This is a genomic window from Sphingorhabdus sp. Alg239-R122, from assembly GCF_900537065.1.
Taxonomy (GTDB): Bacteria; Pseudomonadota; Alphaproteobacteria; order Sphingomonadales; family Sphingomonadaceae; genus Alg239-R122.
Genome location: NZ_UNRC01000006.1, coordinates 98,192 through 123,400, shown reverse-complemented (window position 1 = coordinate 123,400; position 25,209 = coordinate 98,192). Strand labels below are relative to the sequence as shown.

Annotated in this window: 24 protein-coding genes; 16 read left to right on the top strand and 8 right to left on the bottom strand. The window is 56.4% G+C overall.

Annotated features, from left to right (window positions below; translation table 11 throughout):
- The first annotated feature begins 10 nt into the window (after positions 1–10).
- From G6Q15_RS08070 to G6Q15_RS08055, 4 genes are all read left to right on the top strand, one after another.
- A complete protein-coding gene (locus tag G6Q15_RS08070) occupies positions 11–622 on the top strand; it encodes a DUF721 domain-containing protein (RefSeq protein ID WP_240330810.1) in 612 nt (203 codons plus the stop codon).
- Between the two features lie 99 nt (positions 623–721).
- The gene (locus tag G6Q15_RS08065) at positions 722–1,462 is read left to right on the top strand and encodes a thioredoxin domain-containing protein (RefSeq protein ID WP_164117542.1); all 741 of its coding nucleotides are present in this window, start codon (positions 722–724) and stop codon (positions 1,460–1,462) included.
- A 37-nt stretch (positions 1,463–1,499) separates the two neighbouring features.
- Entirely contained in the window at positions 1,500–4,958 is a 3,459-nt protein-coding gene (smc, locus tag G6Q15_RS08060) for a chromosome segregation protein SMC (protein WP_164117539.1), read from the top strand.
- A 25-nt stretch (positions 4,959–4,983) separates the two neighbouring features.
- Positions 4,984–5,313 carry a hypothetical protein gene (locus G6Q15_RS08055; RefSeq protein WP_164117537.1) on the top strand — a complete coding sequence of 110 codons (330 nt, stop codon included), beginning with the start codon at positions 4,984–4,986 and terminating at the stop codon, positions 5,311–5,313.
- Between the two features lie 15 nt (positions 5,314–5,328).
- On the opposite strand, the gene soxR is transcribed toward G6Q15_RS08055, so the two are convergent.
- On the bottom strand, positions 5,329–5,772 hold the full coding sequence (gene soxR, locus G6Q15_RS08050; protein WP_164117535.1) for a redox-sensitive transcriptional activator SoxR: 444 nt from the start codon (positions 5,770–5,772) through the stop codon (positions 5,329–5,331).
- Between the two features lie 154 nt (positions 5,773–5,926).
- On the opposite strand from soxR, the gene G6Q15_RS08045 reads away from it, so the two are divergent.
- A complete protein-coding gene (locus G6Q15_RS08045; protein ID WP_164117533.1) occupies positions 5,927–6,313 on the top strand; it encodes a VOC family protein in 387 nt (128 codons plus the stop codon).
- A 32-nt stretch (positions 6,314–6,345) separates the two neighbouring features.
- Here G6Q15_RS08045 and G6Q15_RS08040 read toward each other — a convergent pair whose 3' ends face one another.
- Positions 6,346–7,140, bottom strand: a complete 795-nt coding sequence (locus tag G6Q15_RS08040) for a hypothetical protein (RefSeq protein WP_164117531.1) — start codon at positions 7,138–7,140, stop codon at positions 6,346–6,348.
- 21 nt (positions 7,141–7,161) lie between these two features.
- Positions 7,162–8,070, bottom strand: coding sequence for a 4-hydroxybenzoate octaprenyltransferase (gene ubiA, locus G6Q15_RS08035; protein WP_164117529.1), 909 nt, complete (start codon positions 8,068–8,070; stop codon positions 7,162–7,164).
- A gap of 70 nt (positions 8,071–8,140) precedes the next feature.
- Between ubiA and G6Q15_RS08030 the strand changes: the two genes are divergently transcribed.
- The 4 genes from G6Q15_RS08030 to G6Q15_RS08015 all read left to right on the top strand — a co-directional run bounded on the left by G6Q15_RS08030 (position 8,141) and on the right by G6Q15_RS08015 (position 15,144).
- Positions 8,141–8,899: a 16S rRNA (uracil(1498)-N(3))-methyltransferase gene (locus G6Q15_RS08030; protein WP_164117527.1), complete on the top strand. Its 759-nt coding sequence runs from the start codon at positions 8,141–8,143 to the stop codon at positions 8,897–8,899.
- 217 nt (positions 8,900–9,116) lie between these two features.
- Positions 9,117–11,147 (top strand): DUF11 domain-containing protein, encoded by a 2,031-nt coding sequence (locus G6Q15_RS08025; protein ID WP_164117526.1) that lies wholly within the window; start codon positions 9,117–9,119, stop codon positions 11,145–11,147.
- Between the two features lie 138 nt (positions 11,148–11,285).
- Positions 11,286–12,674: a glutamate--cysteine ligase gene (locus G6Q15_RS08020; RefSeq protein ID WP_164117524.1), complete on the top strand. Its 1,389-nt coding sequence runs from the start codon at positions 11,286–11,288 to the stop codon at positions 12,672–12,674.
- A 193-nt stretch (positions 12,675–12,867) separates the two neighbouring features.
- Complete coding sequence (locus tag G6Q15_RS08015) at positions 12,868–15,144, top strand: TonB-dependent receptor (protein ID WP_164117522.1); 2,277 nt, start codon at positions 12,868–12,870, stop codon at positions 15,142–15,144.
- Between the two features lie 97 nt (positions 15,145–15,241).
- Here G6Q15_RS08015 and G6Q15_RS08010 read toward each other — a convergent pair whose 3' ends face one another.
- The 4 genes from G6Q15_RS08010 to G6Q15_RS07995 all read right to left on the bottom strand — a co-directional run bounded on the left by G6Q15_RS08010 (position 15,242) and on the right by G6Q15_RS07995 (position 17,607).
- Positions 15,242–15,529, bottom strand: coding sequence for a DUF3297 family protein (locus G6Q15_RS08010; protein ID WP_164117521.1), 288 nt, complete (start codon positions 15,527–15,529; stop codon positions 15,242–15,244).
- Between the two features lie 97 nt (positions 15,530–15,626).
- A complete protein-coding gene (locus G6Q15_RS08005) occupies positions 15,627–16,301 on the bottom strand; it encodes an MIP/aquaporin family protein (RefSeq protein ID WP_164117640.1) in 675 nt (224 codons plus the stop codon).
- Positions 16,302–16,354: 53 nt separating this feature from the next.
- On the bottom strand, positions 16,355–17,137 hold the full coding sequence (locus tag G6Q15_RS08000; RefSeq protein WP_240330809.1) for a serine protease: 783 nt from the start codon (positions 17,135–17,137) through the stop codon (positions 16,355–16,357).
- Between the two features lie 47 nt (positions 17,138–17,184).
- Positions 17,185–17,607 carry a DUF350 domain-containing protein gene (locus G6Q15_RS07995; protein ID WP_164117518.1) on the bottom strand — a complete coding sequence of 141 codons (423 nt, stop codon included), beginning with the start codon at positions 17,605–17,607 and terminating at the stop codon, positions 17,185–17,187.
- A 166-nt stretch (positions 17,608–17,773) separates the two neighbouring features.
- On the opposite strand from G6Q15_RS07995, the gene G6Q15_RS07990 reads away from it, so the two are divergent.
- The 5 genes from G6Q15_RS07990 to G6Q15_RS07970 all read left to right on the top strand — a co-directional run bounded on the left by G6Q15_RS07990 (position 17,774) and on the right by G6Q15_RS07970 (position 22,990).
- The gene (locus G6Q15_RS07990) at positions 17,774–18,520 is read left to right on the top strand and encodes a Bax inhibitor-1/YccA family protein (RefSeq protein ID WP_164117515.1); all 747 of its coding nucleotides are present in this window, start codon (positions 17,774–17,776) and stop codon (positions 18,518–18,520) included.
- 222 nt (positions 18,521–18,742) lie between these two features.
- A complete protein-coding gene (locus G6Q15_RS07985; RefSeq protein WP_164117513.1) occupies positions 18,743–19,807 on the top strand; it encodes a hypothetical protein in 1,065 nt (354 codons plus the stop codon).
- 74 nt (positions 19,808–19,881) lie between these two features.
- The gene (gene obgE / locus G6Q15_RS07980; RefSeq protein ID WP_164117512.1) at positions 19,882–20,940 is read left to right on the top strand and encodes a GTPase ObgE; all 1,059 of its coding nucleotides are present in this window, start codon (positions 19,882–19,884) and stop codon (positions 20,938–20,940) included.
- On the top strand, positions 20,937–22,070 hold the full coding sequence (proB, locus tag G6Q15_RS07975; protein WP_345940293.1) for a glutamate 5-kinase: 1,134 nt from the start codon (positions 20,937–20,939) through the stop codon (positions 22,068–22,070). Before obgE ends, proB begins: the two co-directional genes overlap by 4 nt.
- Complete coding sequence (locus G6Q15_RS07970) at positions 22,067–22,990, top strand: NAD(P)-dependent oxidoreductase (RefSeq protein ID WP_240330808.1); 924 nt, start codon at positions 22,067–22,069, stop codon at positions 22,988–22,990. The genes proB and G6Q15_RS07970 overlap by 4 nt, the downstream gene beginning before the upstream one ends.
- 9 nt (positions 22,991–22,999) lie before the next feature.
- Here the strand turns inward: G6Q15_RS07970 and G6Q15_RS07965 are convergent, their stop codons facing one another.
- Complete coding sequence (locus G6Q15_RS07965) at positions 23,000–23,542, bottom strand: Pycsar system effector family protein (protein WP_164117508.1); 543 nt, start codon at positions 23,540–23,542, stop codon at positions 23,000–23,002.
- A gap of 172 nt (positions 23,543–23,714) precedes the next feature.
- Here G6Q15_RS07965 and G6Q15_RS07960 point away from each other — a divergent pair, with 172 nt between their 5' ends.
- Complete coding sequence (locus tag G6Q15_RS07960; protein WP_164117506.1) at positions 23,715–23,960, top strand: acyl carrier protein; 246 nt, start codon at positions 23,715–23,717, stop codon at positions 23,958–23,960.
- Positions 23,961–24,006: 46 nt separating this feature from the next.
- On the top strand, positions 24,007–25,206 hold the full coding sequence (locus G6Q15_RS07955; RefSeq protein WP_164117504.1) for an aminotransferase class I/II-fold pyridoxal phosphate-dependent enzyme: 1,200 nt from the start codon (positions 24,007–24,009) through the stop codon (positions 25,204–25,206).
- Positions 25,207–25,209 lie beyond the last annotated feature (3 nt).

The following is a 25,209-nucleotide window of genomic DNA, read 5'->3' as shown; positions in this document are numbered from 1 at the left end:
TGGCTATGCCATGGTCACACGCGAAATGGAAAGCGATAAAGCAGATAAGGCGAAATCCGCCAAAAAGACGCGCAAAAAGAAGGCGAGACCAAAGGCAAAGCCTTACCAGCGTCCACGCGGCGGGGCGGCCAAATCAATTTCCGACCTGATGCCCGAAATCGGCCGCGCGGCGTTCCGTAAATTCGGTTTCGTACAAAGTTCCATCGTCACGCGCTGGCCCGAAATAGCAGGCGAACGATATGCCGCGATATCGCTGCCGGAATCGATCCGTTTCCCGCACGGGCAAAAATCAGGCGGCACGCTCAATCTGATCGTATCGGGCGCGCATGCCGTGCTGATGCAGCATGTGACACCCGAAATCATCGAACGGGTGAACCGTTTCTTTGGCTATAACGCGGTCGACAAGGTCAAGATGCGGCAAGGCGAAGTGGCCCCGCCCAAGGCCCATGCCGCAGCGCCCGCACCACCGCCCTCGCTCAAACCAATCCCGATGGAACTGGGCGATAGCCTGCGTGACATAGGTGATCCCGAACTGCTCGCCGTACTGGAATCGCTGGCACGCGGTATTGCCGATGAGGATGAGGACAGAAATAAGGATAGCGGACTGCCCAGGGTAAAATAGCGGGCAAAATGCCGTTTGAAGAAAAATGCTGGAAACGCAGGAAATGTGCGGATAAGGCAGGGACAGACAAGACAACAGATGAAGAGGACGATTATCCCCATGCGTAAATTATTTTCCATGTTCGGCGCGGCATTCGCGCTTACGCTCGCAAGCTGCAGTGGTGGCGGCGAAGAAGGCACTGCGGGCCTGTCAGGCGAAGTGATTGAAAATGTCGCCCCACCTGAAGGCCAGGAGTGGAACCAGGTGGTTACCAAAACCGAACAGGGCGGCTATCTGATGGGTAATCCAGACGCACCGATCAAACTGGTTGAATTCGCATCGCTCACCTGCCCGGCCTGCGGCGCTTTCGCCGAACAGGGTTATCCGCCGCTGCGCGACAATTACATCCCCTCTGGCCGTGTCAGCCTGGAATTCCGTAATTTCGTACGTGATCCAATCGACCTTAGCGCCACTATGCTAACGCAGTGCGGCACGGACAGCGCATTCTTCCCGCTTACCGAAGCAGTGTTTGCGGGTCAGCAGGAAATGCTCGGAAAAATGCAGAGCGAAGGCGCAAGGCTGCAGGCAGCGATCGACCTGCCTGAGGAGCAGCGCTATGCTGCACTCGCGGATACAGTCGGCCTGGTCGACCTGTTCGCAGCGCGCGGCATTTCGCGTGACCAGGCGACATCATGCCTCTCGGACCCTGCCAAGGCAAAACAGCTCGCCGAAAGCGTACAGAAAGCCGTCGAAGACTATAACGTATCCGGCACACCGACATTCCTGCTCAATGGCCAGACCATCAGCTATGGCGGCTGGACCTCGCTGGAAAATCAGTTGCAGGACCTGGGCGCGCGGTAAAGCGTAGCCAGGCAGGCCCGGGGGAGGCAATTTCACAATGCAGATAAAGCGGCTTAAACTTTCGGGTTTTAAGAGCTTTGTCGACCCCACTGACCTGCGTATTGAAAAAGGACTGACCGGTATTGTCGGCCCCAATGGCTGCGGCAAGTCCAATCTGCTCGAAGCCATTCGCTGGGTGATGGGGGAAAATTCCCCCAAATCCATGCGCGGCGGCGGCATGGAAGATGTGATCTTTGCGGGCACGGCCACGCGCGCTGAACGCAGCTTTGCCGAAGTGTCATTGCTCGCTGAAACCGAAAAGGGTGAGCATATTGCCACCATTGCCGGGGCAAATGACGCGGCGGATGATGATGAACTGGAAGTCATCCGCCGTATCGAACGCGGCGCGGGCAGTGCCTACCGTGTCAATGGCCGCGATGTGCGTGCCAAGGATATTGCGCTGATCTTTGCCGATGCCGCCACTGGCGCACATTCTCCCGCATTGGTGAGCCAGGGCAAGATCGCTGCCGTCATCGCCGCCAAGCCTACGGAACGCCGGCAGATGCTGGAAGAAGCGGCGGGTATTGCCGGATTGCACGTGCGGCGCAAGGATGCCGAACAGAAACTGCGCGCCGCCGAAAAAAACCTGGAACGCCTCGACACCATATTGGCCGATATGGACGCGCGATCCGCGCACCTCAGGCGGCAGGCCAAGGCAGCGGAGCGTTACAAAAAACTAAGCGCGCAGATCGGCATTACCGAAGCGCGGCTCGTTTATGCCCGCTGGCGTGATGCAGCTGCTGCTGCGAAAGCGGCAAAACAGGAAGCCGAAGAGGCGGAGGCACGCGTGACCAGCGCGCGCGCTGCACAGCAGGACGCACAGCAGGCGCAGGCCAGCGCCGCACAGAAGCTCGCTGATGCGCGCAGCGTGCTGCAGGAAAAACGCGACAATGTGAACTCGCTCAGCCATCAGATTGAGGCACTACAGGGGCAGCTTGATAATATCCATCAGCGGATCACGGACCTTGACCGGCAGTCTGCACGGCTCACCGATGACAGCGCGCGCGAAGATCAGCTCACCCATGACGCTGCCGCAGCCCTCACCCGGTTGGAACAGGAACAGGCACGCGTGGCCGCCGATACTGAAAAGCTGGAAAGCGAGCGCCCGGCACAGGAACGTGCCTATGACAATGCCGAACGTGCGGCGCGGGCCAACGAGGTGGAGCTTGCCAAGGCCGTGGCCGAACAGGCGCGCGTACAAGCCGAAATCCGTGTCGCCGATGCAGCGCTGTCGGCAGCGCAAACGCGTACCGACCGACTGACATCTGATCTGGAACGCACGCAGGCGCAATTACGCGAACAGGCCGCACCCGATGTTCTGGAAAAACAATGGACAGATGCCGAAGCGCGCAAGACAGGTGCGGAAAAACAGCTCACCGAAGCGCGTGGAACACTGGAAAAACTGGAAGCCGGGCGCATCGCCTCCACTAAGGCACGGGCGGTCGGGGAAGCCGATCTGTCGTCCGCAAAAGCCGATTCCGCTGCGCTCGAACGTGAACTTGCCGCACTTACCCGCGAGCTGGCGCAGCAGCAGGGTAGCGGCAAGGCGCTGGATGATGTCAGCGCGAACAAAGGTTATGAGACCGCACTCGCCGCCGCACTGGGCGATGACCTAAGTGCCGCAGTGGGCAAAGCCGATGGCGATGGCCGTTTCTGGACTGGCACCGCCATGGACGGGGATAGCAGCGGCAACCGCATAGATGCATCGCGGCTGGCGGACCATGTTTCAGCGCCCGAAGCACTGTCGTCGCGGCTCCGCCATATCTGGGTCATGGAAAAAGATGATGGCGCACCGCTCCGGCTGGGCGAGCGTTTGGTTACACTGTCTGGGCGGCTGCGCCGCTGGGACGGATTTGTGTCGCATGGCGATGGCGCTGCCACCGCTGAAAGGCTGGCCCGGCGTACCCGGCTGGAAGAATTGCAGAAGCTTGTACCTGCTGCTCTCACAGCCACCGAAGCGGCAGAGACTGTGCTCACAGCGCATGTTGAAAAGCTGAACGCCATACAGAATGATATCCGTTCGGCCCGCACCGCCATTGATACCGCCAGTGCCGAAGAGCGCGAAGCCCTGCGCGCTTTGGACCAGTGCGAATATGCACGCCGCCGCGCACGCGAACGGCGTGATGAACTGGAAACGCAGATCAAAGCTGTCGCAGGCGATCGGGAAGAAGCACAGGCTGAGCTGGATGCCGCACGCAAGACCCGCGCGGCGCTGCCCGATGGAGCAAAGCAGCAGGCGGAAACCGAGAAATTACAGGCGCAAAATGATGCCGCACGCAGCGCAATGCAAAGCGCGCAGGCCGCGGTGTCCGCACTCGATCAATCGCTGTCACAGGCACGTGAGCGCGGCGCTGTCATCAGCGCCGAAATCAAGGGTTGGCAGGCGCGCTCTTCCGAAGCGGCCACGCGGATGGCCGATATGGCGAAACGCATCGAAGAACTGGCCGAAGAGCGCGCAGTGCTGGCCGCCAGGCCAGAATCGCTGAAGGAGCAGGTCACAGCTAAAACCACACGCCACAGCGAGGAAGCCGCTAGCCTGGAAACGCTGGAAAATGCGGCGCGCGAGGCCGAGACCGAACTGCGCGCCCATGAAACCAGTCTGGCAACCACTGCCGAAGCATTGAGCAGCGCGCGAGAGGAGCGGGCTGGCGCCGTCGCCCGCGCTGAAAATCAGGATCTGCGCCGTGTGGAAATGGCCCGGATTTCGGGCGAGCGGTTTGAATGCCCGCCGCCCATGCTGCCCGAAAAAATGGAATTTGATGCCGACGCTATCCGTGACGCCGCCGCCGAAAGCACCGAGCATGAAAGGCTGAATACCGCCCGCGAGCGTATCGGCCCGGTCAATCTGGTAGCGGCGGATGAGTTGGAAGAAACGCAGGCGGAAATTGACAAGGGGCATGCAGAACATGCCGAACTGACCGAAGCCATCAACCGGTTACGCGGATCAATCGGCAGTCTGAACCGTGAAGGTCGCACACGGTTATTGGATGCGTTCGAAACCGTCGACCAGCATTTCCGCAAGCTGTTTGCCGAGCTGTTCAACGGCGGCAAGGCGCATCTGGAACTGGTCGACAGTGATGATCCGCTTCAGGCAGGTCTCGAAATCATGGCGCAGCCCCCGGGCAAGCGACTGTCTTCGCTCACTCTGTTATCGGGCGGTGAACAGGCGCTGACCGCCGTGGCGCTTATCTTTGCACTGTTCCTGACCAATCCCGCGCCGATCTGCGTTCTCGACGAGGTCGATGCGCCGCTTGATGATGCCAATATCGAACGGTTCTGCGATCTGCTCGACACGATGACACGTGAGACCAACACCCGCTACCTGATTGTCACCCACAATGCCGTGACCATGAGCCGCATGCACCGCCTGTTCGGTGTCACCATGATCGAACAGGGCATTTCACGGCTGGTATCAGTTGACCTGGGCGGCGCAGAAGAATTGCTGGCGGCGGAATAGGCCAGCAAAAACAGGAGGTAACCCCGTGCCAATTGAACCTGAAGGTGAAAAGCATGATGACCTGACGCGGTTCATCGAAGAAAATGAACGCCAACTGGACCATGAATCACTAGAGCTCGGCACCTCATTGCGACACCGTCTTGTTTTCTGGGCTATAAGATGGGCGCTGGCTTTTGCGGTTATCGGTCTTGCTACCCATTATTCCGGCAAGTTTCAGTGGCTATGGCCTGTCGCTGCCATCATCGCAGCAATATCCTTGCTGTTTCTCATCATCACGAATTATGTAGTTCAAAAGAAGATCAAGCGTGCGCAGCGAAGCCTGCAGGACCTCGCCGAACAGGATTTTGAGGATTAAACCCGCGTGATCCAGCTAATTCCCCAGCACCAGCCTTGGCCCCGATCCTTTCAGGCCCGCCCTGTCATCCGGATTATACAGTGCGCAGGTTTTCAAGCTCAGGCAACCGCAGCCGATACAGCCATCCAGCCGGTCGCGGGTGCGTTCCAGTTGTGCGATCTTTTCATCAATGCTTTTGCGCATCGCTCGGCTGATTTTGCGCCAGTCGGCAGCGGTCGGGTTGCGTCCCTGCGGCAATTTCGACAGCTCCGCCTCAATCTGGCCAATGGTCAGCCCCAGCTGCTGCGCGATCAGCACAAACGACAGCCGCCGGATATCACTGCGTAGAAAACGGCGCTGCCCGCCGCCAGTGCGCAGCGGCTCCACCAGCCCTTTTTCCTCGTAAAACCGAATAGCCGAAACGGATAGTCCCGTACGAGCCGCTAACTCACCAATCTGCAATAATTTGTGCTGCGCCATATCGCCTTCTTCGCCTGCCTGTACATATCATGAAATAATATCTTGACCTCAATTTAACTTGAGGTTGTAGAAATAGCAAACACGCTGATTCGTACCAGATCAAAGTACAATCAAAGCATTGATTTTAATATTTAACATTCAAAGGAACCGTAAAATGAGTACAACATCTGCCCGCATCGAACATGCCAACCTGACCGTCGCTGACCCACAGGCCTCCGCGCAGCTTATGCAGGGCCTGTTTGGCTGGCATATCCGGTGGGAGGGGCCATCCATGCTGGGCGGGTATACCATCCATGTGGGCAGCGATGATGATTATCTTGCGCTCTATGCCAGTGATGAGGTGAAAGCGGCGCAGCCAAAATTCACCAAGGGCGTGCCGCTCAACCATATCGGCATTGTCGTGGATGACCTGGATGCAGTGGAAGCGAAGGTGGTTGCTGCCGGACTGGAACCTTTCAGTCATGATGATTACGAACCGGGCCGCCGTTTTTATTTCTTCGATGCGAACGGCATAGAATTTGAGGTGGTGAGCTATAATTGATCAAGCTTGGCCATGTGTGTGGACGCCAAAGCCTATTTCTTGACGCGCCAGTCACGTGCATAGGTCGATTCTTCGCCATATTTCCGCTTCGCCGCAGCGGCCTGTTCATCAAGCTCGGCCTGTGTTGATGCACGCGCCATGCCCTGTTTAAGCAGCGTGTCACGGCGGATGGGAACAATTTGCGCAATGGGCGTACCGGCGGGCAGCATATAATCCCCCGGATCGCCGGTCCATGCAAAAGGCAGGTTGATGGTTGTATCAAACCGGTCACAGTCAACAAAGCCGCTAAAACAGCCGAACGGCAAGTCCGGGCGGCTGAATGGCTGGGTCAGCAGGACCGAATAACCCTGCGGTACCCGGATCCGCCACGGATTGATGAATTTAAGCGGCATCGTGCTCTGAAAAGGCGGCTCGGGCGCGCCGATCTGACCGGGATGATGCTGTTCAACAGGCTGGAATGGTGCATCCGGTGCCCAGCCCATCTGTACCGACACGCGGTCTTCGGGAATGTGGAACTGCACATCAAGCGGCAACGGGATCATGAAACCGAGCGAAAAAGCATCGGTCATGGGCAGGCAGGCCTTTGCAGTCAGCCCCGGCAGGCCATGCGCGTCTTTCATATCCATTTCACGCTCCAGCCGTTTGAACCAGTCGGGCGCGAAGCGTATGGCACGTTCCGGCGCGGGAATACGGCCCGCCAGCGCAGGATCGCAGAGGAATTCTATATCGGCAGCGGTGGCCGCATCATCTGCGGCACCGGGCTCTTTCTCCTGCGCATCCGCACCGTCATCCTGATCAAAGCTGAAATTGATCCTGAAATCACTCATGCCGCTCTCCCCCTCAAGTGCTTAGCCAGCAAGGCCCACGGTGGCGCAGGCCAGAAACATCAACAGCCCTGCGTCCCGGTTGCTGCGAAATTTGGCAAGTGCATCGCCGCCATCGCCGATTTTCAGTGTTGCCACCTGCCACAGTAAATGCAGCGCCATCGGCAGCAGCGCGGCCAGCGCCAGCCATTGCGGCCGCACTTGCCAAAAAGCAGCGGCCCATAATGCGATGGCGATAAAGTAAAATGCCGCGACACCCGGCTTGATATTCCCGCCCAATGCCCGCGCGCTGGAACGGATGCCGACCAGCGCATCATCCTCCACATCCTGCACAGCATAGATAGTGTCATAACCGATGACCCAGAAGATACTGCCCGCATAGAGCAGCAGCGCGGGCAGTGACAGATCGCCTTCACCCGCGGCCCATGCCACCAATGCACCCCAGCTGAACACCAGCCCTAGCCATGCCTGCGGCCACCATGTGATGCGTTTCATGAACGGATAGGCGGCCACCAGCGCAAGGCTGCTCAGCGCCACGCCCGCCGCCAGCCAGTTCAGCTGCAGCAGGACGACAAGACCAATGAGGCACAGGCTGAAAAGCCATATCCACGCGGCCTTTAGCGACACTGCCCCGCTTGCCAGCGGACGGTCACGCGTGCGTTCGACCTGTGCATCCAGGTCACGGTCGATAATATCGTTATAAACGCACCCCGCAGCGCGCATGGCAATCGCGCCTGCCAAAAACCAGAGCAGCAGATCCCAGCGCCGGATAACCTCCCCCGACAGCCCCGATCCCCAGGCGCAAGGCCAAAATAGCAGCCACCAGCCGATCGGCCGGTCAAACCGCGCCAGCAGCGCATAGGGCCGCACTCTTGCCGGTAGCAAGCCCATCAGGCCGCCTATCTGTGTATCGGGTACGCTTGCCTCGCTCATGCAAGCGCTGTAGCGATTAGATACGCAATTGTCTAAACATGCTGCGGCAAAAATTCACGAAAGGCCGAACATGCCCGCCACCCCTGCCTATCCGCCACATAGCGCGCCGCGCCTGTTTGTCGATGAGGTGCTGTCCGACGGCATAGAGCTTCGTCTTGGCGGACCACAGGCACATTATCTTGCTAATGTCATGCGGGCAAAGCCTGGGGATGCGATTGTCCTGTTCGATAACCGCACAGGTGAATATCTGGGCCAAGTGACACATGCCGCAAAACGCGCCGTCACTGTCTTACTCACGCAAAAGCTGCGCGAACGTGAAATCGTACCGGATCTATGGCTATGTGCCGCACCCATCAAGCGTGCGCGCTTTGATTGGATGGCGGAAAAGGCATGTGAGCTGGGTGTACGCCGGTTTGTGCCGGTGCGGACACAGCGCACGGTGGTGGACAAGATAAAGCCCGACCGCCTGCGCGCGCATATGATAGAAGCGGCAGAACAGTGCGAACGTTCCAGCCTGCCTGAACTGGGCGATCTCACAAAGCTGGCCGACCTGCTGGCAGAATGGCCGGAAGGCCGCCATATATTCTTTGCCGATGAACGCATTCATGCCAGCGGGGAAGGTTCGTTTCGCAAGGCATTGGTGGCGCATGATGGCCCGGCCGCGATATTAATCGGCCCTGAAGGCGGATTCAACGATGAAGAAGGCAATATGATCCGCGCCCACCCAAGTGCAGTGCCTGTTTCACTAGGTCCGCGCATATTACGCGCCGATACGGCAGCAGCTGCCGCAGTCAGCCTGTGGATGGCGGGCCGGGGTGACTGGAATTAACCATGAAAGGCGGTCACACGTTAACCAGAATTTTTCCAGCTTTCCTGCGGCTTGTAAAATAATATAACAGCGCAATACCGTCCCGAAAATTAACTTTAGCTTAGGGCTCTTTTGTTAGGGCGAAACGAGCAAAAAGTTAACGGGATAACAAGTGGTCACGCACGATACGCACTTACATGTTGTAAAAACGTGGTTTTTATTGGTCCTGCTGGTCCTGATGGCCGGCATGCCGCAATCCGTGCATGCGCAAACCACAACGGCGGACTGGACCAATCTGGGGTTGGGCAATTTCCAGGCCGTGCCCGATGGCGATACACTCACCGCCGGGGGTCGCACTATCACAGTCAACCAGACGAGTTCCACCGATGGCGGTACGTTTACACCCACATATTCGACCGGCTTTCTGTCCTATTATACTGGTAATATCAGTACGCAGACCGGGCCGCTGCTTTATAACTTTGATAATAGCGCCTATGATGCGGATGATAAGATCACCACAACCTACACGTTTGACGCCAATGTCACTGGCCTCACATTCCGCCTGCTGGATGTTGACCGGAATGTAAACGCTGCGCAGGATGCAGTCGAAGTCTATTATGACACAGGCAGCGGCGTATTCCAGAACGCGGCAAATACCGCCGCTTTCTATACCACGGGCACTACCAATTCGCGGGTCAGCAACGGGTATATGACCGGCTTTCTGGGCAACAGCTCTTCCAGTCTGTCCAGCACTGCGGGTGACGTCACCATCAATTTCGGTGCCACCGCGATCAAACGCGTGCGTATCGTCTATTTTTCCGGCCAGTCTCAGACGGGCGACCCCAGTGGTCCGAACCAGTATATCGGCCTGTCCGATTTCCAGTATGATACGCCTCCCAATGCCGACTTGTCACTTTCCAAGACAGTGAGCAATGCTACCCCCGCCAATGGAACGGCGGTCAGCTACACACTGTCTGTAAGCAATTCGGGTGCTTCCACTGGAACTGCCAATGGTGTGGAAGTAACTGACATATTGCCTGCAGGCTTCACCTTCGCCAGCGCCAGTGGTACGGGAAGCTATAATGATGTTACCGGTATATGGAATGTCGGGACAGTGCCGATAGGCGCCACCCGGTCAATCACCATTTCCGGCACTGTCGACGCAACATCGGGCGCGACAGTGACCAACACCGCCGAGATTACCGCGAGTTCGATTGTCGATATCGATTCCACCGTAAATAATGGTGTGGCAAGCGAAGATGATTATGCCTCTGTAAGCTTTACCGTGAGTGGCACGCGTGTCGCCGGCACACCGCCCACGCTTAGCTGCCCGGCAAGCAATACTCTGACCGACTGGAACGCCCGGACATGGGTATCGGGTACAACCAATAACAGCTATACCGTGCCCAATATCGGTAGCATCAACTATGCACTGACAACCGACGGCGCTTTTGCCAATGGTGCGCCTGCAATCACTTCTGACAACACAGGTGGTTTCGGCGCCACACAGGCCGGGCTGTACCAGTTTCTGGAATTTACCAACCGTTCGCAGACAGCAACAACAGTGATTACACTGCCAACAGCCGTCCCGGCACTGCAATTTGTCGTGCTTGATGTGGATTTTGGCAATAATGACTTTGCGGACAAAGTGACCATTACCGGCAGCTATAATGGCACGGCAGTGATGCCCACCTTGACCAACGGCATTGCCAATTATGTCGTTGGCAACACCGCCATTGGTGATGCTGGCGCGGCGGGCAACTCTGCAGACGGCAATGTCTGGGTCACATTCACCTCACCTGTCGATACGGTAACATTCGTCTATGGCAACCACACCACGGCGCCCGCCGACCCGGACGGCCAGGCAGCTACGCTGTTCGATTTCAATTATTGCAACCCTGAAACCACGCTGTCCGTGACCAAGTTAAGCTCTGTCGTCAGCGACCCCGCTAATGGTACCACCGATCCCAAGGCGATACCGGGCGCAGTCATCAATTACTGCATCCTGATCAACAATTCAGGTTCGGCGACGGCGGAAAATATTTCCGCTGTCGATAACCTGCCGGCCAATATCACTTATAATCCAGGGTCACTGCGCACCGGAACAGGCTGCAACGCGACGCCTGATACCGAAGATGACGATGCGACAGGTGCGGATGAAAGCGATCCATTCGGGGCCTCGATCAGCGGCACAACTATCGGCATGTCCGCCACCAACCTGGGCCCTGCCTCCACATTTGCCCTGACATTCCAGGCGACTGTCGACTGATCTAATCCCGTGCTGACGTCATAAACCTTCGGCGCTGACAGTCTTTTTACCGTTCTGGCTTTTTTACTGGTCTGGGTTTTTTACCGGCCTGGTTTTTTTTGCTGGCGTTGAAGGGCCTTGCTTTCTAAACCAGAGCGCATGAGCACGAAATCAGTTTCAGATCGCAATGATCCTGTCATCGAAAGCTTTGACCAGCTTTTACACCCCATGCAGTCCGGCGAAAAGCCGAAACATACATGGCGGATCGGGACCGAGCATGAAAAATTCGTCTATTGCACAGGCGACCATCACGCCCCCAGCTATACCGAAAAAGGCGGTATTCGCGACCTGCTCCACGCGCTCACCGAATTTGGTTGGGAACCGGTCGAGGAGAAATCCGAAGATGGCACAAGTAATGTCATTGCGCTGAAAGGCGCGGACGGAAATGTCAGCCTGGAACCTGCTGGACAGCTTGAACTCTCCGGCGCGCCGCTTTGCAATCTGCATCAGACCTGCGCCGAAACCGGCCGTCATCTGACCCAGGTAAAGGCGATTGGCGCAAAAACCGGCAAAGGCTTTCTGGGCCTCGGCATGTGGCCAGATAAAGCGCGCAGCGACCTGCCCGTCATGCCCAAGGGGCGCTATAAGATCATGATGAACCACATGCCGAAGGTCGGCAATCTGGGTCTCGACATGATGCTGCGCACCTGCACGATACAGGTCAATCTCGACTACAGCTCTGAGGCCGATATGGCACAGAAATTCCGCGTGGGGCTGGCACTACAGCCACTCGCCACCGCACTGTTCGCCAATTCGCCTTTCACCGAGGGCAAGCCCAATGGCTATTTAAGCTATCGCAGCCATATCTGGTCCGACACTGACGCAGCGCGCACCGGTATGTTACCGTTCGTGTTTGAGGATGGTTTCGGCTATCAACGCTATGCCGAATATATGCTCGATGTGCCGATGTACTTTGTCTACCGCGATGGCCAGTATCTGGATGCAGCTGGACTAAGCTTCCGGGATTTCCTGAAAGGTGAGCTCTCCATCCTGCCGGGCGAAAAACCCACAATGGACGATTGGAATGATCACCTGTCCACCGCCTTTCCCGAAGTGCGCCTGAAAAGCTTCCTGGAAATGCGCGGCGCGGATGGCGGGCCGTGGAACCGGATCTGCGCGCTGCCCGCTTTCTGGGTCGGACTGCTCTATGACCAGAGCGCACTGGACGCCGCATGGGACCTTGTCAAAGACTGGACGCTGGATGAACGGCAGGCGCTGCGTGACAATGTTCCGAAAATGGGCTTTGAAGCGCCTATTGCGGGTGGTGGCAAGCTGCTTGATATAGCGCGTGAAGTGCTTGATATCGCGTCGGCAGGCCTGACCGCACGCGGCGAGCTGAACAGTAGCGGCGATAATGAAAGTGGCTTCCTCGACCCGCTGCGCGAAATTGTCAGCAGCGGCAAGACCCCCGCCGAACACCTGCTGGAGCGCTATCACGGGGCATGGAACGGCGATGTCAGCCGGATTTATGATGAAATGAGTTTCTAGCCTTATAGCTTCTGGCACCAGATATAGTCATAAATACGTCACATATACGCAACACCATGTGGAGATATCGCAGAGAGCCAGCGCTCTTGCGTTGACGTGAGGTATGATATCGGCTTTGAACGCGCCAGCGAATAATCGATTCTTTAAAATATACATCGTCACGCTTCCACCGCCTTTTCAGGAGTTATTTCCGATGACTAAATCCCCGACAACCAGTATTTCACGCGCAGCCCTGGCCATCAGCCTTGCAAGCGCTTTTACCGCAACCCCCGTACTTGCACAGGACGCACAGGAAACCGCCGAGGCCGAAAGTGGCCTTGGCACAATCGTCGTGACCGCACAGCGGCGCGAGGAGAACCTGCAGGAAGTGCCCGTATCAGTTGCCACGCTGGGCGGTGATACGCTTGAAGCCGTAACCTCGACTGGCGCAGATGTGCGCGCACTGGCGGGCCGTGTGCCCAGCCTGAACGTCGAAAGCTCCTTCGGCCGTACATTCCCGCGGTTTTATATTCGCGGTCTGGGCAATAGCGATTTTGACCTGAACGCATCGCAGCCGGTAAGCGTCGTCTATGACGATGTTGTACTGGAAAACCCGATCCTCAAAGGCTTTCCGGTATTCGACCTTGACCGCATTGAAGTATTGCGTGGGCCGCAGGGCACACTGTTTGGCCGCAATACACCGGCTGGCATTGTCAAATTCGACACTACGAAACCGGGCGAAACGGCCGGCTTTGCCCGGGCCAGCTATGGCACATATGGCACGTCACAGGTCGAGCTGGGCGTTGGCGCGGCAGATGATAACGGCTTTTCCGTCCGCTTGTCCGGCCTGTACCAGCACCGTGACAACTGGATCGACAATCTGGATGCGCCGGGCGATGACAATCAGGGTGGCTATGACGACATTGCCGCAAGGTTGCAGCTACAATATGAATCAGGCGGTTTTACTGGACGCGTGGTTGGCCAGGTCCGCATCTATGATGGCAGCGCCGTTATCTTCCGTGCGAACACTTTTCAGACAGGCAACAATGACCTGAACGGCGCAGCCGGCCCCGGCACACCGTTCAAGCGCGATGAAGTGCGCGCTGACGGCCTGAATTTTCAAAAGCTCAACGTCTATAATGCCGGCCTGAACCTTGAATATGATTTCGGTGCAGCCACGCTCTATTCGATTACATCCTATTGGACAGGCGATCTCAGGAGCCGCGGCGATATTGATGGCGGTTTCGGTAATCAGTTTGCCCCTGATCAGGGTCCCGGCTTTATCCCTTTTTCTGCGCAGACACAGGATAATGTACCTTCACTCAGCCAGTTCACACAGGAAATCCGCGTCGCCTCTAACAATATCGGCGGCTTCGGTTATCAGGCTGGCTTTTTCTATTTTGACGAAGACCTGGAAATTGAAACGCTGGACTTTGGCACACCGACAGACGTGACCCCGGCTGCCATTGCCGTGCAGGATCAGCAGAGTGAAGCATTCGGTATTTTCGCATCGGTCAATTATGAATTTGAGGGTGGCCTGAAATTGCAAGCCGGCGCGCGTTATAATGATGACAAGCGCGACTTTACCGCGGCACGTCCGGTCGACAACCGCCCCGGCTTTCTTGGCTTTGGCGGCCCGGTTGCGCCAATCAGCACGAGCGTTAAGGACGATGTAATCACATGGGATGTCAGTCTTGGTTATCCCGTCAGCGATGACATCAACCTATTCGCGCGCGTTGCACGCGGTTACCGCGCACCATCCATTCAGGGGCGCCTGGCCTTTGGGCGCGACATCTCCGTCGCTAATTCAGAAAAAACCATGTCGTACGAAGCGGGTTTCAAAACCCAGCTGGCGGACAACCGTGTGCGCTTCAATCTGACCGGTTATCATTTCAGTACATCTGATCTGCAGCTGACTGCCGTAGGCGGAACAGCCAACTTTGCAACACTGATTAACGCAGCAAAAGTGGATGGTTACGGTGTTGAAGCGGAATTTGAAGCGGCACCGATTGATAACCTGCAACTTTCGTTGAGCGTCGGCTATAACGACACCGAAATCAACGATCCGAACCTGTTCACACAAGGCTGTGGTTCTGCCTGTACCGTGCTCGACCCGCAGCGCGCAGGCAGCCCGGGCATTTTCTCAATTGACGGCAATCAGCTGCCACAGTCCCCTAAATGGACCGTCAGCGGTTCGCTAGGCTATGGCGTTCCGGTGGGCAATGGTGAAATCTATGCCTTTACCGACTGGTATTACCGCTCTCGCATCCAGTTCTTCCTCTATAACTCGGTTGAATTCAGCGATGACAAACTGCTCGAAGGTGGCCTGCGTCTTGGCTATCGCACCGATGATGAGAAACTGGACATTGCCGCATTTGTCCGTAATATTACAAATGATAAAAGCGCAGTTGGCGGCATTGACTTCAACAACCTGACAGGTTTTGTCAACGAACCACGCATTTACGGTGTATCGATTGGCACGCGTTTTTAAAAAGTTCACGCTTGGGGAGTGAGAAACCCGGCAGTTCCATATGGAACTGCCGGGTTTTTATTGTTTGGCCTAAATGCTGAATATAGCAGATTCTATCTTATCGACCGTCTTTCTTCGCCACCGGCGGATTGTCACCCAGATCTTCAAACCATGCTTCAACAGGGCCGCTGAGTTTCAACGTCAATGGGTTACCCTTGCGGTCCATTGTCCGGCCCGCCTGAACGCGGATCCAGCCTTCGGAAATGCAATATTCCTCAACATTATTCTTTTCCACACCCTTGAAGCGGATGCCGATACCGCGCGACAGCAAGTCGCCGCCAAAATGCGGGCTGCGTGGGCTGATAGCCAGGCGGTCGGGCGGTGTATCCTGTTTCGTTTCGGTCATTATGTCTTCAAACTCCAAATATGATTTCGCCCTATTTGCCGCGGATGACGATAAAATCAAGGGGCGATGGCATTTGCCCAGTTATTCACTCCTGTCATCAACTGCCGGGGATATCGGGATCAATCATCCATTTTGCGACAAAAGCCGCGCACAACGCCCCCGCCAGCTGCGCGGCAATGAACATGGGCACATCGGCAGGCGCAATCCCGGCAAAACTGTCGGACAGGCTGCGCGCCACAGCTATAGCCGGATTGGCAAAGCTGGTAGAACTGGTGAACCAGTATCCCGCCGTAATGTAGAGGCCAACCGCAGGGGCGACCCATTCGCTGCGGAAACGCACACAACCCAATATAGTGAGAATCAAGCCGAATGTGGCCACAAACTCCCCGGCCCACTGGCCAACACCGGTGCGCGTTTTGGTGGAAAACTGCACAATGTCGAGATCAAACATCAGGTGTGCGGCGAAAATACCCAATATCCCTCCCGCCAGCTGTGACAGCACATATAGCAACCCTTCATGCGCGGGCAGTTCACGTCGCAACCATGCCACCATGGTAACCGCGGGGTTGAAATGCGCGCCGGAAATCGGGGCCAAAATGGTGATAAGCACGAATAGTATCGCCCCGGTGGCCAGTGTGTTGCCCAATAACGCAATGGCGACATTTCCCCCCGCCAGGTTTTCCGCCATAATGCCGGAACCGACCACGGCCGCGAAAAGGAAAAAACTCCCCAGAGCCTCAGCGGCCAGGCATCTGGCAAGGCCGCGCCTCATATGCCTGGATGACGAAACTGCATCGTTTGTCAGTTGTTCGCTCATACTGTCCCCTAATATACGTCGCAATAGACCTGCGTAATCAGACCGCGGCGGATGAACTGCTGGAAATAGGCAGCGGCATCATTCGCATTGCCAATGGCACCGGCCCGGCCAATTTCGTCCACATCGCCGCTCGCATCGACAAGTCTTTTAACCGCATTGGGATCGGTTGTTAATACCCGTCCGCGCCGGTCAGTCGAAGCGGAATTAATGCCCACAACCTGTCCATTCCGGTTGAAAGTGGGGCCGCCGCTAATCCCGCCCAGTGGATTGTTGTTCCGCGGGATGCGTGCAATTTCTGCCCATGCATATATCGGCTCGAACCGCCGGCTCGACAGCCCCCGCTGTGCCTGAGCCGCGCCGATGAAGCGCGATTGCACGACCACCGGCCGGCCGCCCGGATAACCCATATGATAGCCGCGATCGCCGCTGCGCGGGCGCGTGGTGGTAAGCGCGAAGGACGCGTTGCTCACCGGGCCATCACGGATGATTGAAGCGTCACTTTCGCGGCTTTCCAGGACGCGGGCAGCCAGCATTACCCGGCCATTTTTCAAAATCCCGATACGGTCACAGCCATGGGTGACATGCTCTGCGGTCAGCCACACTCCATCCGTATCCACGGAAAAAGCCGTGCCCTGGCTGTCACGCATGGGGCCCTGGTCCTGGATAATGTAACGCTCGGCACTACGCGGCATAGGCCGCCTTGGCCCCCGATCGTCCTCCGTCCATTCTTCGCCATCATATTGTTCGACATCAATACCCGGACCCTGCAGATCCTCTGCATCCAGCCACATCAGAAGTAGAATCAGCCCTAAAAAGAGGGGCAGGCAGCCCTTGCGCATTATCCCGAAACCGCCGCCGCATTGAGCGCGGCCACCGCGAATTTGCTCATCGCCAGAAATATGGCCGCTGCGCGCTCGTCATTTTCAATGCGCTTGGGCAGGTCTTTCAGCATGAAATCCAGCACGCGAAAGGCAATGAGCTGCAAAACCAGGATGACACTGCCCCAGATCAATATATCCCAGACATTGAGTGATGCGCGCAGGCAGAATGCGAGCGGCACTGCCAGCCCGATGGCAGCTCCGCCAAAGGAAATTGCCGCTGCCTCATTGCCCTCACGGATCAATGCAAGTTCACGGTGCGGTGTGATCCAGATATATAGCAGCAAAGCGCCCGCCCATACGGCGGTGGCACTGCCGAGGTGCAGCAAAAGTACAGGAAGCCCGGCTATAAGGCTCTGGATAATCGGTGTGGGATCGCTCATAGGCACTGCAATGGCGCGAAAAAGAGGCGAAATCAAGAAAAGCCGCTTAATTTTGCGATAACCATTTTCATTGCGGTTTTCCTTGAAAATAATCTGCAGAAAGACGATATATTGACTATCCGGCATTTATTCCAGAGTTTCAGCCGGGCAAAGGAGTTTGAATATTATGGCAAATTGGCCAGATCCCCGTTCCACTGATGCCCCGCGCACCAGCTTTGGCACGCAGGCGGGCACTGTTGATACAGCGGCCTATGACGCAGGCCTGCGTTCATACATGCTGTCCATCTATAACTATATGGCAAGCGGCGTACTGCTGACCGGTATTGTTGCCATGCTGTTTGCCAGTTCCGGCATGGCTGCGCAGGTATTTGGCGGCGGCGGTTTTCTGCCCTGGATCATCATCCTGTCGCCTCTGGCCATTGTTTTCGCGATGAGCTTTGGCGCACAGAAAATGTCCACATTCACACTGCAAGCGCTTTTCTGGGGCTTCGCGGTCCTGATGGGGCTTAGCCTGTCGACGATTTTCCTGCGCTATACAGGGTCTTCGATCGCGCAGACATTTTTTGCGACATCCGCTGCTTTTGCAGGGCTTAGCCTATGGGGCTACACCACCAAGAAAGACCTGTCCGGTTGGGGCAGCTTCCTGATTATGGGCGTGATCGGCCTGATTGTGGCCATGCTCATCAACATCTGGCTGCAGTCTCCAGCCATGCATTATGTGGTAAGCGCGATTGGCGTATTCATTTTCGCAGGCCTCACCGCCTATGATACACAGCGCCTCAAATCCATGTACAGCCATGTGGCGGGCACGGACATGATGGGCAAATATATCATCATGGGCGCGCTCAGCCTCTATCTGGACTTCATCAATATGTTCCAGTTCCTGCTCAGCTTCCTGGGCAGCAGCGAATAATATTTGCTTTATAGAAGATGTGGAAGGCCCAGCGGGAAACCGCCGGGCCTTTTGCTTTATTGCCCCCGTTAACCAGTATATGATTCAACCCGTCGTCCGCCGCGCACAGCACAGGCAATTTTTCGACAAACATGTTTTGCCTTTTCCGTTCATCGCGCTATCAGCATGGTTAATGTATAGGGTATATGCACAAGCAAATAATGGGGTTGGATTAGGATGTCGTTGAAAATTTTCGCTCGTTTTTCTGTTTTGGGCCTGCTGGCTGCATTGGCCGCATGCGCAAAACCTGCGCCGCCCCCAGTTGTTGTAGCCCCGCCTCCACCGCCGCCGCCGGTCGTTATTCCAGCCATGCCGACGCCCCCGCTTTATGCAACCACAAATATGGCAATTCCGCCCGTTGGTGTGGATGGCCGCCGTATAACGGTAAATACAGGCATAGGCGAACTGGAAACATTGTGGCATCTGCGCTCCGCGCTGAACGTGGCCGCGCTCAACTGTGTCGAGCCGAGACATTACCAGCTGGCCTCCGACTATAACACCTTTTTGAAAACACATAAGTCACAACTGAGCAAAGCGAACCGGGCCATAGAGAGCAAGTTCCGCCGCGAGAATGGATCCAATTATCGCCGCGTGCGCGACACGCACAGCACGCGGGTCTATAATTTTTTCTCGTTGCCGCCTGTGAAATCGGAATTTTGTAATGTGTCGATTGGCGTAGCGCGGCAACTGACACTGACGCCAAAAGACCAGCTGACAGGCTATGCCTATATCGGACTGACTGAAATAGAAGACGTGTTCAACCGCTTTTTTGCAGCCTATGACCAGTATAAGCGCGATCTGGCTGTGTGGAACCAGGCCTATGGACCCCGGCAGCCTACCAGCTCTTTTGCATCTGGCACGCAGGGATCACTTTATAATGGCACGACTTCAGTGCCCGCGGGTAATGCCGGAGTTATCAGTGGGCCGATCATTCCGCAGGGCGGCGAAGTGACAACAACCACCCTGCCTCCATCGGGTGTCAGCACGGCGCCCAGCTATGGCTATGTTCCCTCTGAAAAGCCGGAAGGATATGATTCCAATATGACGGTACAGCCGGTTCCAGGTGCCCCGGCGCCTGCGCGCGCCAACACCGCATCCACCATACCGGGATATACACCGTCCACGCCTGCATATGACCCGAACCTGACGGTACAGCCGATACCGGGCGTTGAAACTGCCAAGCCCGCCACAGCCGAGGAAAATGCCTCAGGGGAAAGCAGTGATGGCACGGAAACACCCTCACGCTAACCCCGCATCGCTGAAACGCATCATTTCACGACAAAAAACTGGCCAAGGCGGCATGGCGCGCCTAAATGCGTGGGATGCATTTTCTTGATCAGGCAAAAATATATCTGAAATCCGGTACCGGCGGCAATGGCGCGGTGAGTTTTCGCCGTGAAAAATATGTCCAATATGGCGGTCCCGATGGCGGCAATGGCGGCAAGGGCGGCGATATTGTGTTTGAAGCCGTTGAAGGGCTGAACACACTCATCGACTTTCGCTATGCCCAGCATTTTAAGGCGCCCCGCGGCACGGGCGGCATGGGTCGCAACCGCACGGGCGCGGGTGGCGATGAACTCGTCGTCAAAGTGCCGGTGGGCACACAAGTGCTAAGCGAGGATAAAGAAGAGATACTGGCCGACTTCACCCATACGGGACAGCGCGTCTCCATGCTGATCGGCGGTGACGGCGGACGGGGCAATATGAGCTATAAAAGCTCAACCAACCGTGCACCGCGCCAACATCAACCCGGCTTTCCCGGTGCGGAAATGTGGGTGTGGCTACGGCTTAAACTGATGGCAGATGTCGGCCTTGTTGGGCTTCCCAATGCGGGAAAGTCGACTTTTATCAATCGTATCACCAATACCAAGGCAAAGGTGGGTGATTATCCGTTCACGACATTGCGCCCGCAACTCGGTGTGGTCAGTCACAAAAAACGTGAATTTGTGATTGCCGATATACCGGGATTGATTGAAGGCGCGGCCGATGGTGTTGGCATTGGCGACCGTTTTCTAGGCCATATTGAGCGTTGCCGCGCACTAATCCATCTGGTCGATGCAAATGGTGATGATCCGGCAAAGGCGCTACAGACCGTACAGGGCGAGCTTAAAAATTACGGCGAAGGCTTGGCCGAAAAGCCGCAGCTAATTGCGCTTAATAAAATTGACCTGGTTGATGATGAACTGGCCGATATGTTGATTGGCGAGCTTAAGGCGGCGGGTGCAAATCGGATTTTTCCGATATCCGGCGCGACCGGTGCAGGGCTTGAGGCATTGATGGACGCATTTATGGATCACCTGCCTGATATGACCGCGACAGAGCAGCCTTCCGGTGTAAACCCCGATGCCGATGAAGACGAAGCCGAATGGAGACCCATTTGAGCAACGTCTTTGCCCCTTCCCATTGCCCACGCCTTGTCGTTAAAATTGGATCGGCCCTGCTGGTCGATACGGATGGGAATGCGCGGCGGGAATGGATGCGGACAGTGGCGGGTGACATGGCAGAGCGGATACTGGCCGGCCAGCAGGTAATGATCGTTTCATCTGGTGCAATCGCACTTGGCGCGCGTAAACTGAGTTTGAAAAATGGCGGACGCGAAAATCTGTGTGATGCGCAGTCGGCGGCGGCGGTCGGGCAGATTGCCTTGTCCGCACTTTGGGCCGAACTGCTTGCCGAAAAAGGCTTGGTCGCCGCGCAGATGCTAGTGACTCTCGACGCACTGGAAGACCGGCGACGTTATCTCAACTTCACCGCCACGCTGGACAGTCTGCTGGCCAAAGGTGCGATCCCTGTCATCAACGAAAATGACAGCCTGGCGACGGACGAAATCCGTTTTGGTGACAATGACCGGCTGGCGGCGCGTATCGGACAGGCAGCTGGCGCGGATGGCCTGATCCTGCTTTCCGATGTGGACGGACTATACGACAAGGATCCAGCCAGGCATGACACTGCCCGAATTATCCGCGAAGTGCGCGAAATGGATGAAACTATTTTGGCAATGGCCGATGACACGTCTAGTATTGGCACGGGCACATCCGGTGTCGGTACAGGCGGCATGTCTTCCAAACTTCTGGCCGCGAAAATTTCCGATATGGCAGGTATGAACATGGCGATTATCTCTGGCCTGCATGAGCATCCGCTACGCCGTGCCCAGGAAGGCCATGGAACCATATTCCACGCGCAGCGCGGCGAAAACCGCCATAAGGGGTGGATCGGCGGCCTGCAGAAAATACGGGGAAAACTGCACATTGATGAGGGTGCGGCCGCGGCTATAGTGGAGGGTTCGAGCCTGCTTCCGGCGGGCATCGTCAAGATAGAGGGGCCGTTTTCCCGCGGCGATGCGGTCGATATCATCGATGTGAATGGTAGTGCCATAGCCCGCGGACTGGCGGAATATGATGCGCTGGACAGCGCACGTATCATTGGTCGCCACAGCAGCGAAATCGAAGCAATATTGGGCTATAGCCCGCGCAGTGCGGTCGTGCACCGTGACCGGATGGTGATATTGTGAATAACGCTGTCCGCACCATCGCACTGACCGGCGGGACCGGGTTTGTCGGCAAGAATGTGATCGACATGGCGCGCGCGCAGAAAATACCCGTGCGCGCCCTTACCCGCCGCCCGCAAAAACCCGTTTACGGCGTCACCTGGGTCGAAGGATCGCTGTCGGACGGCGAAGCCCTTAAGGAACTATGCGATGGCGCGGGCACGGTCATACATGTTGCCGGTGTGGTCAACGCACCTGATAAAAAAGGGTTTGAAGACGGCAATGTCGCCGGCACGCTTGCGATGGTTGACGCTGCCAAGGCCATGGGCCTGCCGCGTTTTGTCCATGTGTCTTCGCTGGCCGCGCGCGAGCCGGACCTCTCCATCTATGGATGGTCCAAGGCCAAGGCAGAGAAGATCGTCGCCGCCAGCGGGCTCGACTGGACCATCGTACGTCCGCCCGCTATATATGGCCCTGGCGATGGTGAAATGCTCGACCTGTTCAAAATGGCGCAGCGCGGGTTCGTATTATTGCCGCCAGAAGGCCGTCTGTCGCTTATCCATGCCACTGACCTAGCCCGGCTGCTGATTGAGCTCAGACCGTCATCCGAAGATGTTACCTCACAGATATTCGAAGCCGATGATGGCGCGAAAGGCGGCTGGACACACAAAGCGTTCGCCCGCGCCATAGGCACAGCTTTGGGCCGCGGCATCCGCCCCTTATCCCTGCCTCCCGCACTGCTGCGCCTTGGTGCAGGTGTCGACCGGCTGGTGCGCAATACCAATGCGAAGCTGACCCCAGACCGGGTTAGCTATATGTGCCATGACGACTGGACAGTGGATGCAAGCAGTCGGCCGCCACGGTCATTATGGATGCCGAAAATAGAAACCCGTGACGGCCTCAGGCAAACCGCGCTCTGGTATAAAAAAGCTGGCTGGCTCTAAGGTCAGTGACTAGATAAGAGGCCCGAAAAACTGCTCTATCACATAGAGTATAAATGTTAGGGTCAATCCGGTCAGAAACGCGCGATAGGCAATGCCAAGGTAGAAATATTTCTTTTCGGCCAGCACGCTGCCCATCTGATAGATATCATGCAGCATTGCCCGAAACGTGCCTTCAGTGGAACTGATCTGTTCCAGCACATTTTCGGTAAAGGCATCTTCATCCATGCCTGAAAAAACCCCGAAGAATAATGGATTGGGGCGTGCTCCGGGTTTCGGCCCGCTGGATGGCATGACAGCCATTGCCGCGAGCCCTGCTGACAGGAAGGAAGATATGGCCAGCACCAGCATGGGCAAGGATGCGTTGCCACCTCCGCTTTGCGCAATGGCGATGGTGAATACCACGAATGTCGCCCCGATCAGCATGGATGCTTTTTGATCGGCCATGATACTGAGTTGCACATGGTGCTGCTGTACAGTCCGTAATAGCTGAATCGATTGCATTGGCCATTCTGTGGCAGGTTCAGCAAGTTTGTCCTTTTCCGCAACAGGCATAAGATTTCTCCCTTTTTCGCGCCGATAACAGCGCTTCACCTTGCCGCGACCCGTATTTTTGCATAAGCCTGTCATAGATAAGACAGAGGGGCAAGTTTTGTGCGCGGATTTCGCCCAATTCCCGCCGCAATCCGCTGTCACAGGGGCATGAAACCAGTAACAGGATATTTTTATGAGCAACCGCGAAGCCACACAGGCGAAAATCCATGAACTCATCACCCCGTTTAACGTCAAAGACGCGCAGCTCAGTGATGACGCGACCTTTATGGGTGATCTGGAATGGGACAGCCTGACAGTGATGGATTTCGTCGCCGCTATCGAGGATGAATTCGATATCATCATCACCATGAACATGCAGGCGGAGATTGAAACCGTCGGCCAGCTGGTGGATGCTGTCGAAAAGCTGCAGGATAGCTAAAAGCCGGATCCAACCCTATCGCATCATCAGAGCAAGGCCAGCAATCATGACCGATCTCCTTTCCAAGTTTGACCCCCTTATCAATGAACGTGAAACCCTGCTGTCCACTGGCGTGCGCGACCCGTTCGCGCTGGTGATGGAACAGGTGAAGTCGCCTACCGTGGCAATCTGCAATGGCAAGGAAACCATCCTGCTCGGTACCTATAACTATATGGGCATGACGTTTGACGATGATGTACTGGCGGCAGGGCATGAAGCACTGGACAATTTCGGTGCGGGCACGACCGGCAGCCGCGTTCTGAACGGCACCTATCAGGGGCATAAGGAAGTCGAACAGGCGCTCAAGGATTTTTACGCCATGGACCATGCTATGGTCTTTTCCACCGGGTACCAGGCAAATCTGGGCGTGATCGCCACACTTGCGGGCAAGGATGACTATGTCATTCTGGACATTGACAGTCATGCCAGCATTTATGACGGCTGCGCGATGGGCAATGCGCAGATTGTCGCATTCCGTCACAATGATATCGAAGCACTGGAAAAACGGCTGAAACGCCTGCCCGAAGAAGCCGGCAAGCTGGTGGTACTCGAAGGCGTTTATTCTATGCTGGGCGATGTCGCACCGCTGAAAGAAATGGTCGCCATCTGCAAGAAATATGGTGCCATGGTGCTGGTCGATGAAGCGCACTCCATGGGCTTTATCGGCGAAAACGGCCGCGGCGTATGCGAAGAGCAGGGCGTGATTGACGATGTCGACTTTATCATCGGCACATTCAGTAAAAGCGTTGGCACAGTTGGCGGTTTCTGCGTCTCAAACCACCCGAAGTTCGATATTATGCGGCTGGTGTGCCGCCCCTATGTATTCACGGCATCTCTGCCCCCCGCTGTGGTGGCAACCTCTGCCGCCTCAATCCGCAAGCTGATGCACAGCGGCAATAAACGCGCCCATCTGTGGGAAAACAGCAAACGGCTGCATCTGGGGTTACGTGAAATAGGCTACACGCTCGGCACGCCCGAGGCGCAGAGCGGCATTATCGCTGTCATGGTCGAGGATATGATGCAGGGCGCATTGCTGTGGCAAGCGCTGTTGGAAAACGGGCTTTATGTCAATCTTGCGCGGCCGCCCGCAACACCGCAGGGCATGACGCTGCTGCGTTGTTCACTCTGTGCAGAACATACCAGCGAGCAGGTGGGTGAAATCCTGGAAATTTTTGAAAAATCAGGAAAACAGGTCGGCGCTATCTGATAG

Bases quoted from the DNA above. Each gene is read 5' to 3' on its own strand.
- G6Q15_RS08070 (WP_240330810.1), top strand. From the start codon at position 11: ATGGTCACACGCGAAATGGAAAGCGATAAAGCAGATAAGGCGAAATCC.
- G6Q15_RS08065 (WP_164117542.1), top strand. From the start codon at position 722: ATGCGTAAATTATTTTCCATGTTCGGCGCGGCATTCGCGCTTACGCTC.
- smc (WP_164117539.1), top strand. From the start codon at position 1,500: ATGCAGATAAAGCGGCTTAAACTTTCGGGTTTTAAGAGCTTTGTCGAC.
- soxR (WP_164117535.1), bottom strand. From the start codon at position 5,772: ATGGCGCAGCACAAATTATTGCAGATTGGTGAGTTAGCGGCTCGTACG.
- G6Q15_RS08045 (WP_164117533.1), top strand. From the start codon at position 5,927: ATGAGTACAACATCTGCCCGCATCGAACATGCCAACCTGACCGTCGCT.
- G6Q15_RS08040 (WP_164117531.1), bottom strand. From the start codon at position 7,140: ATGAGTGATTTCAGGATCAATTTCAGCTTTGATCAGGATGACGGTGCG.
- ubiA (WP_164117529.1), bottom strand. From the start codon at position 8,070: ATGAGCGAGGCAAGCGTACCCGATACACAGATAGGCGGCCTGATGGGC.
- G6Q15_RS08030 (WP_164117527.1), top strand. From the start codon at position 8,141: ATGCCCGCCACCCCTGCCTATCCGCCACATAGCGCGCCGCGCCTGTTT.
- G6Q15_RS08025 (WP_164117526.1), top strand. From the start codon at position 9,117: ATGGCCGGCATGCCGCAATCCGTGCATGCGCAAACCACAACGGCGGAC.
- G6Q15_RS08020 (WP_164117524.1), top strand. From the start codon at position 11,286: ATGAGCACGAAATCAGTTTCAGATCGCAATGATCCTGTCATCGAAAGC.
- G6Q15_RS08015 (WP_164117522.1), top strand. From the start codon at position 12,868: ATGACTAAATCCCCGACAACCAGTATTTCACGCGCAGCCCTGGCCATC.
- G6Q15_RS08010 (WP_164117521.1), bottom strand. From the start codon at position 15,529: ATGACCGAAACGAAACAGGATACACCGCCCGACCGCCTGGCTATCAGC.
- G6Q15_RS08005 (WP_164117640.1), bottom strand. From the start codon at position 16,301: ATGAGGCGCGGCCTTGCCAGATGCCTGGCCGCTGAGGCTCTGGGGAGT.
- G6Q15_RS08000 (WP_240330809.1), bottom strand. From the start codon at position 17,137: ATGTGGCTGGATGCAGAGGATCTGCAGGGTCCGGGTATTGATGTCGAA.
- G6Q15_RS07995 (WP_164117518.1), bottom strand. From the start codon at position 17,607: ATGAGCGATCCCACACCGATTATCCAGAGCCTTATAGCCGGGCTTCCT.
- G6Q15_RS07990 (WP_164117515.1), top strand. From the start codon at position 17,774: ATGGCAAATTGGCCAGATCCCCGTTCCACTGATGCCCCGCGCACCAGC.
- obgE (WP_164117512.1), top strand. From the start codon at position 19,882: ATGCATTTTCTTGATCAGGCAAAAATATATCTGAAATCCGGTACCGGC.
- G6Q15_RS07965 (WP_164117508.1), bottom strand. From the start codon at position 23,542: ATGCCTGTTGCGGAAAAGGACAAACTTGCTGAACCTGCCACAGAATGG.
- G6Q15_RS07960 (WP_164117506.1), top strand. From the start codon at position 23,715: ATGAGCAACCGCGAAGCCACACAGGCGAAAATCCATGAACTCATCACC.
- G6Q15_RS07955 (WP_164117504.1), top strand. From the start codon at position 24,007: ATGACCGATCTCCTTTCCAAGTTTGACCCCCTTATCAATGAACGTGAA.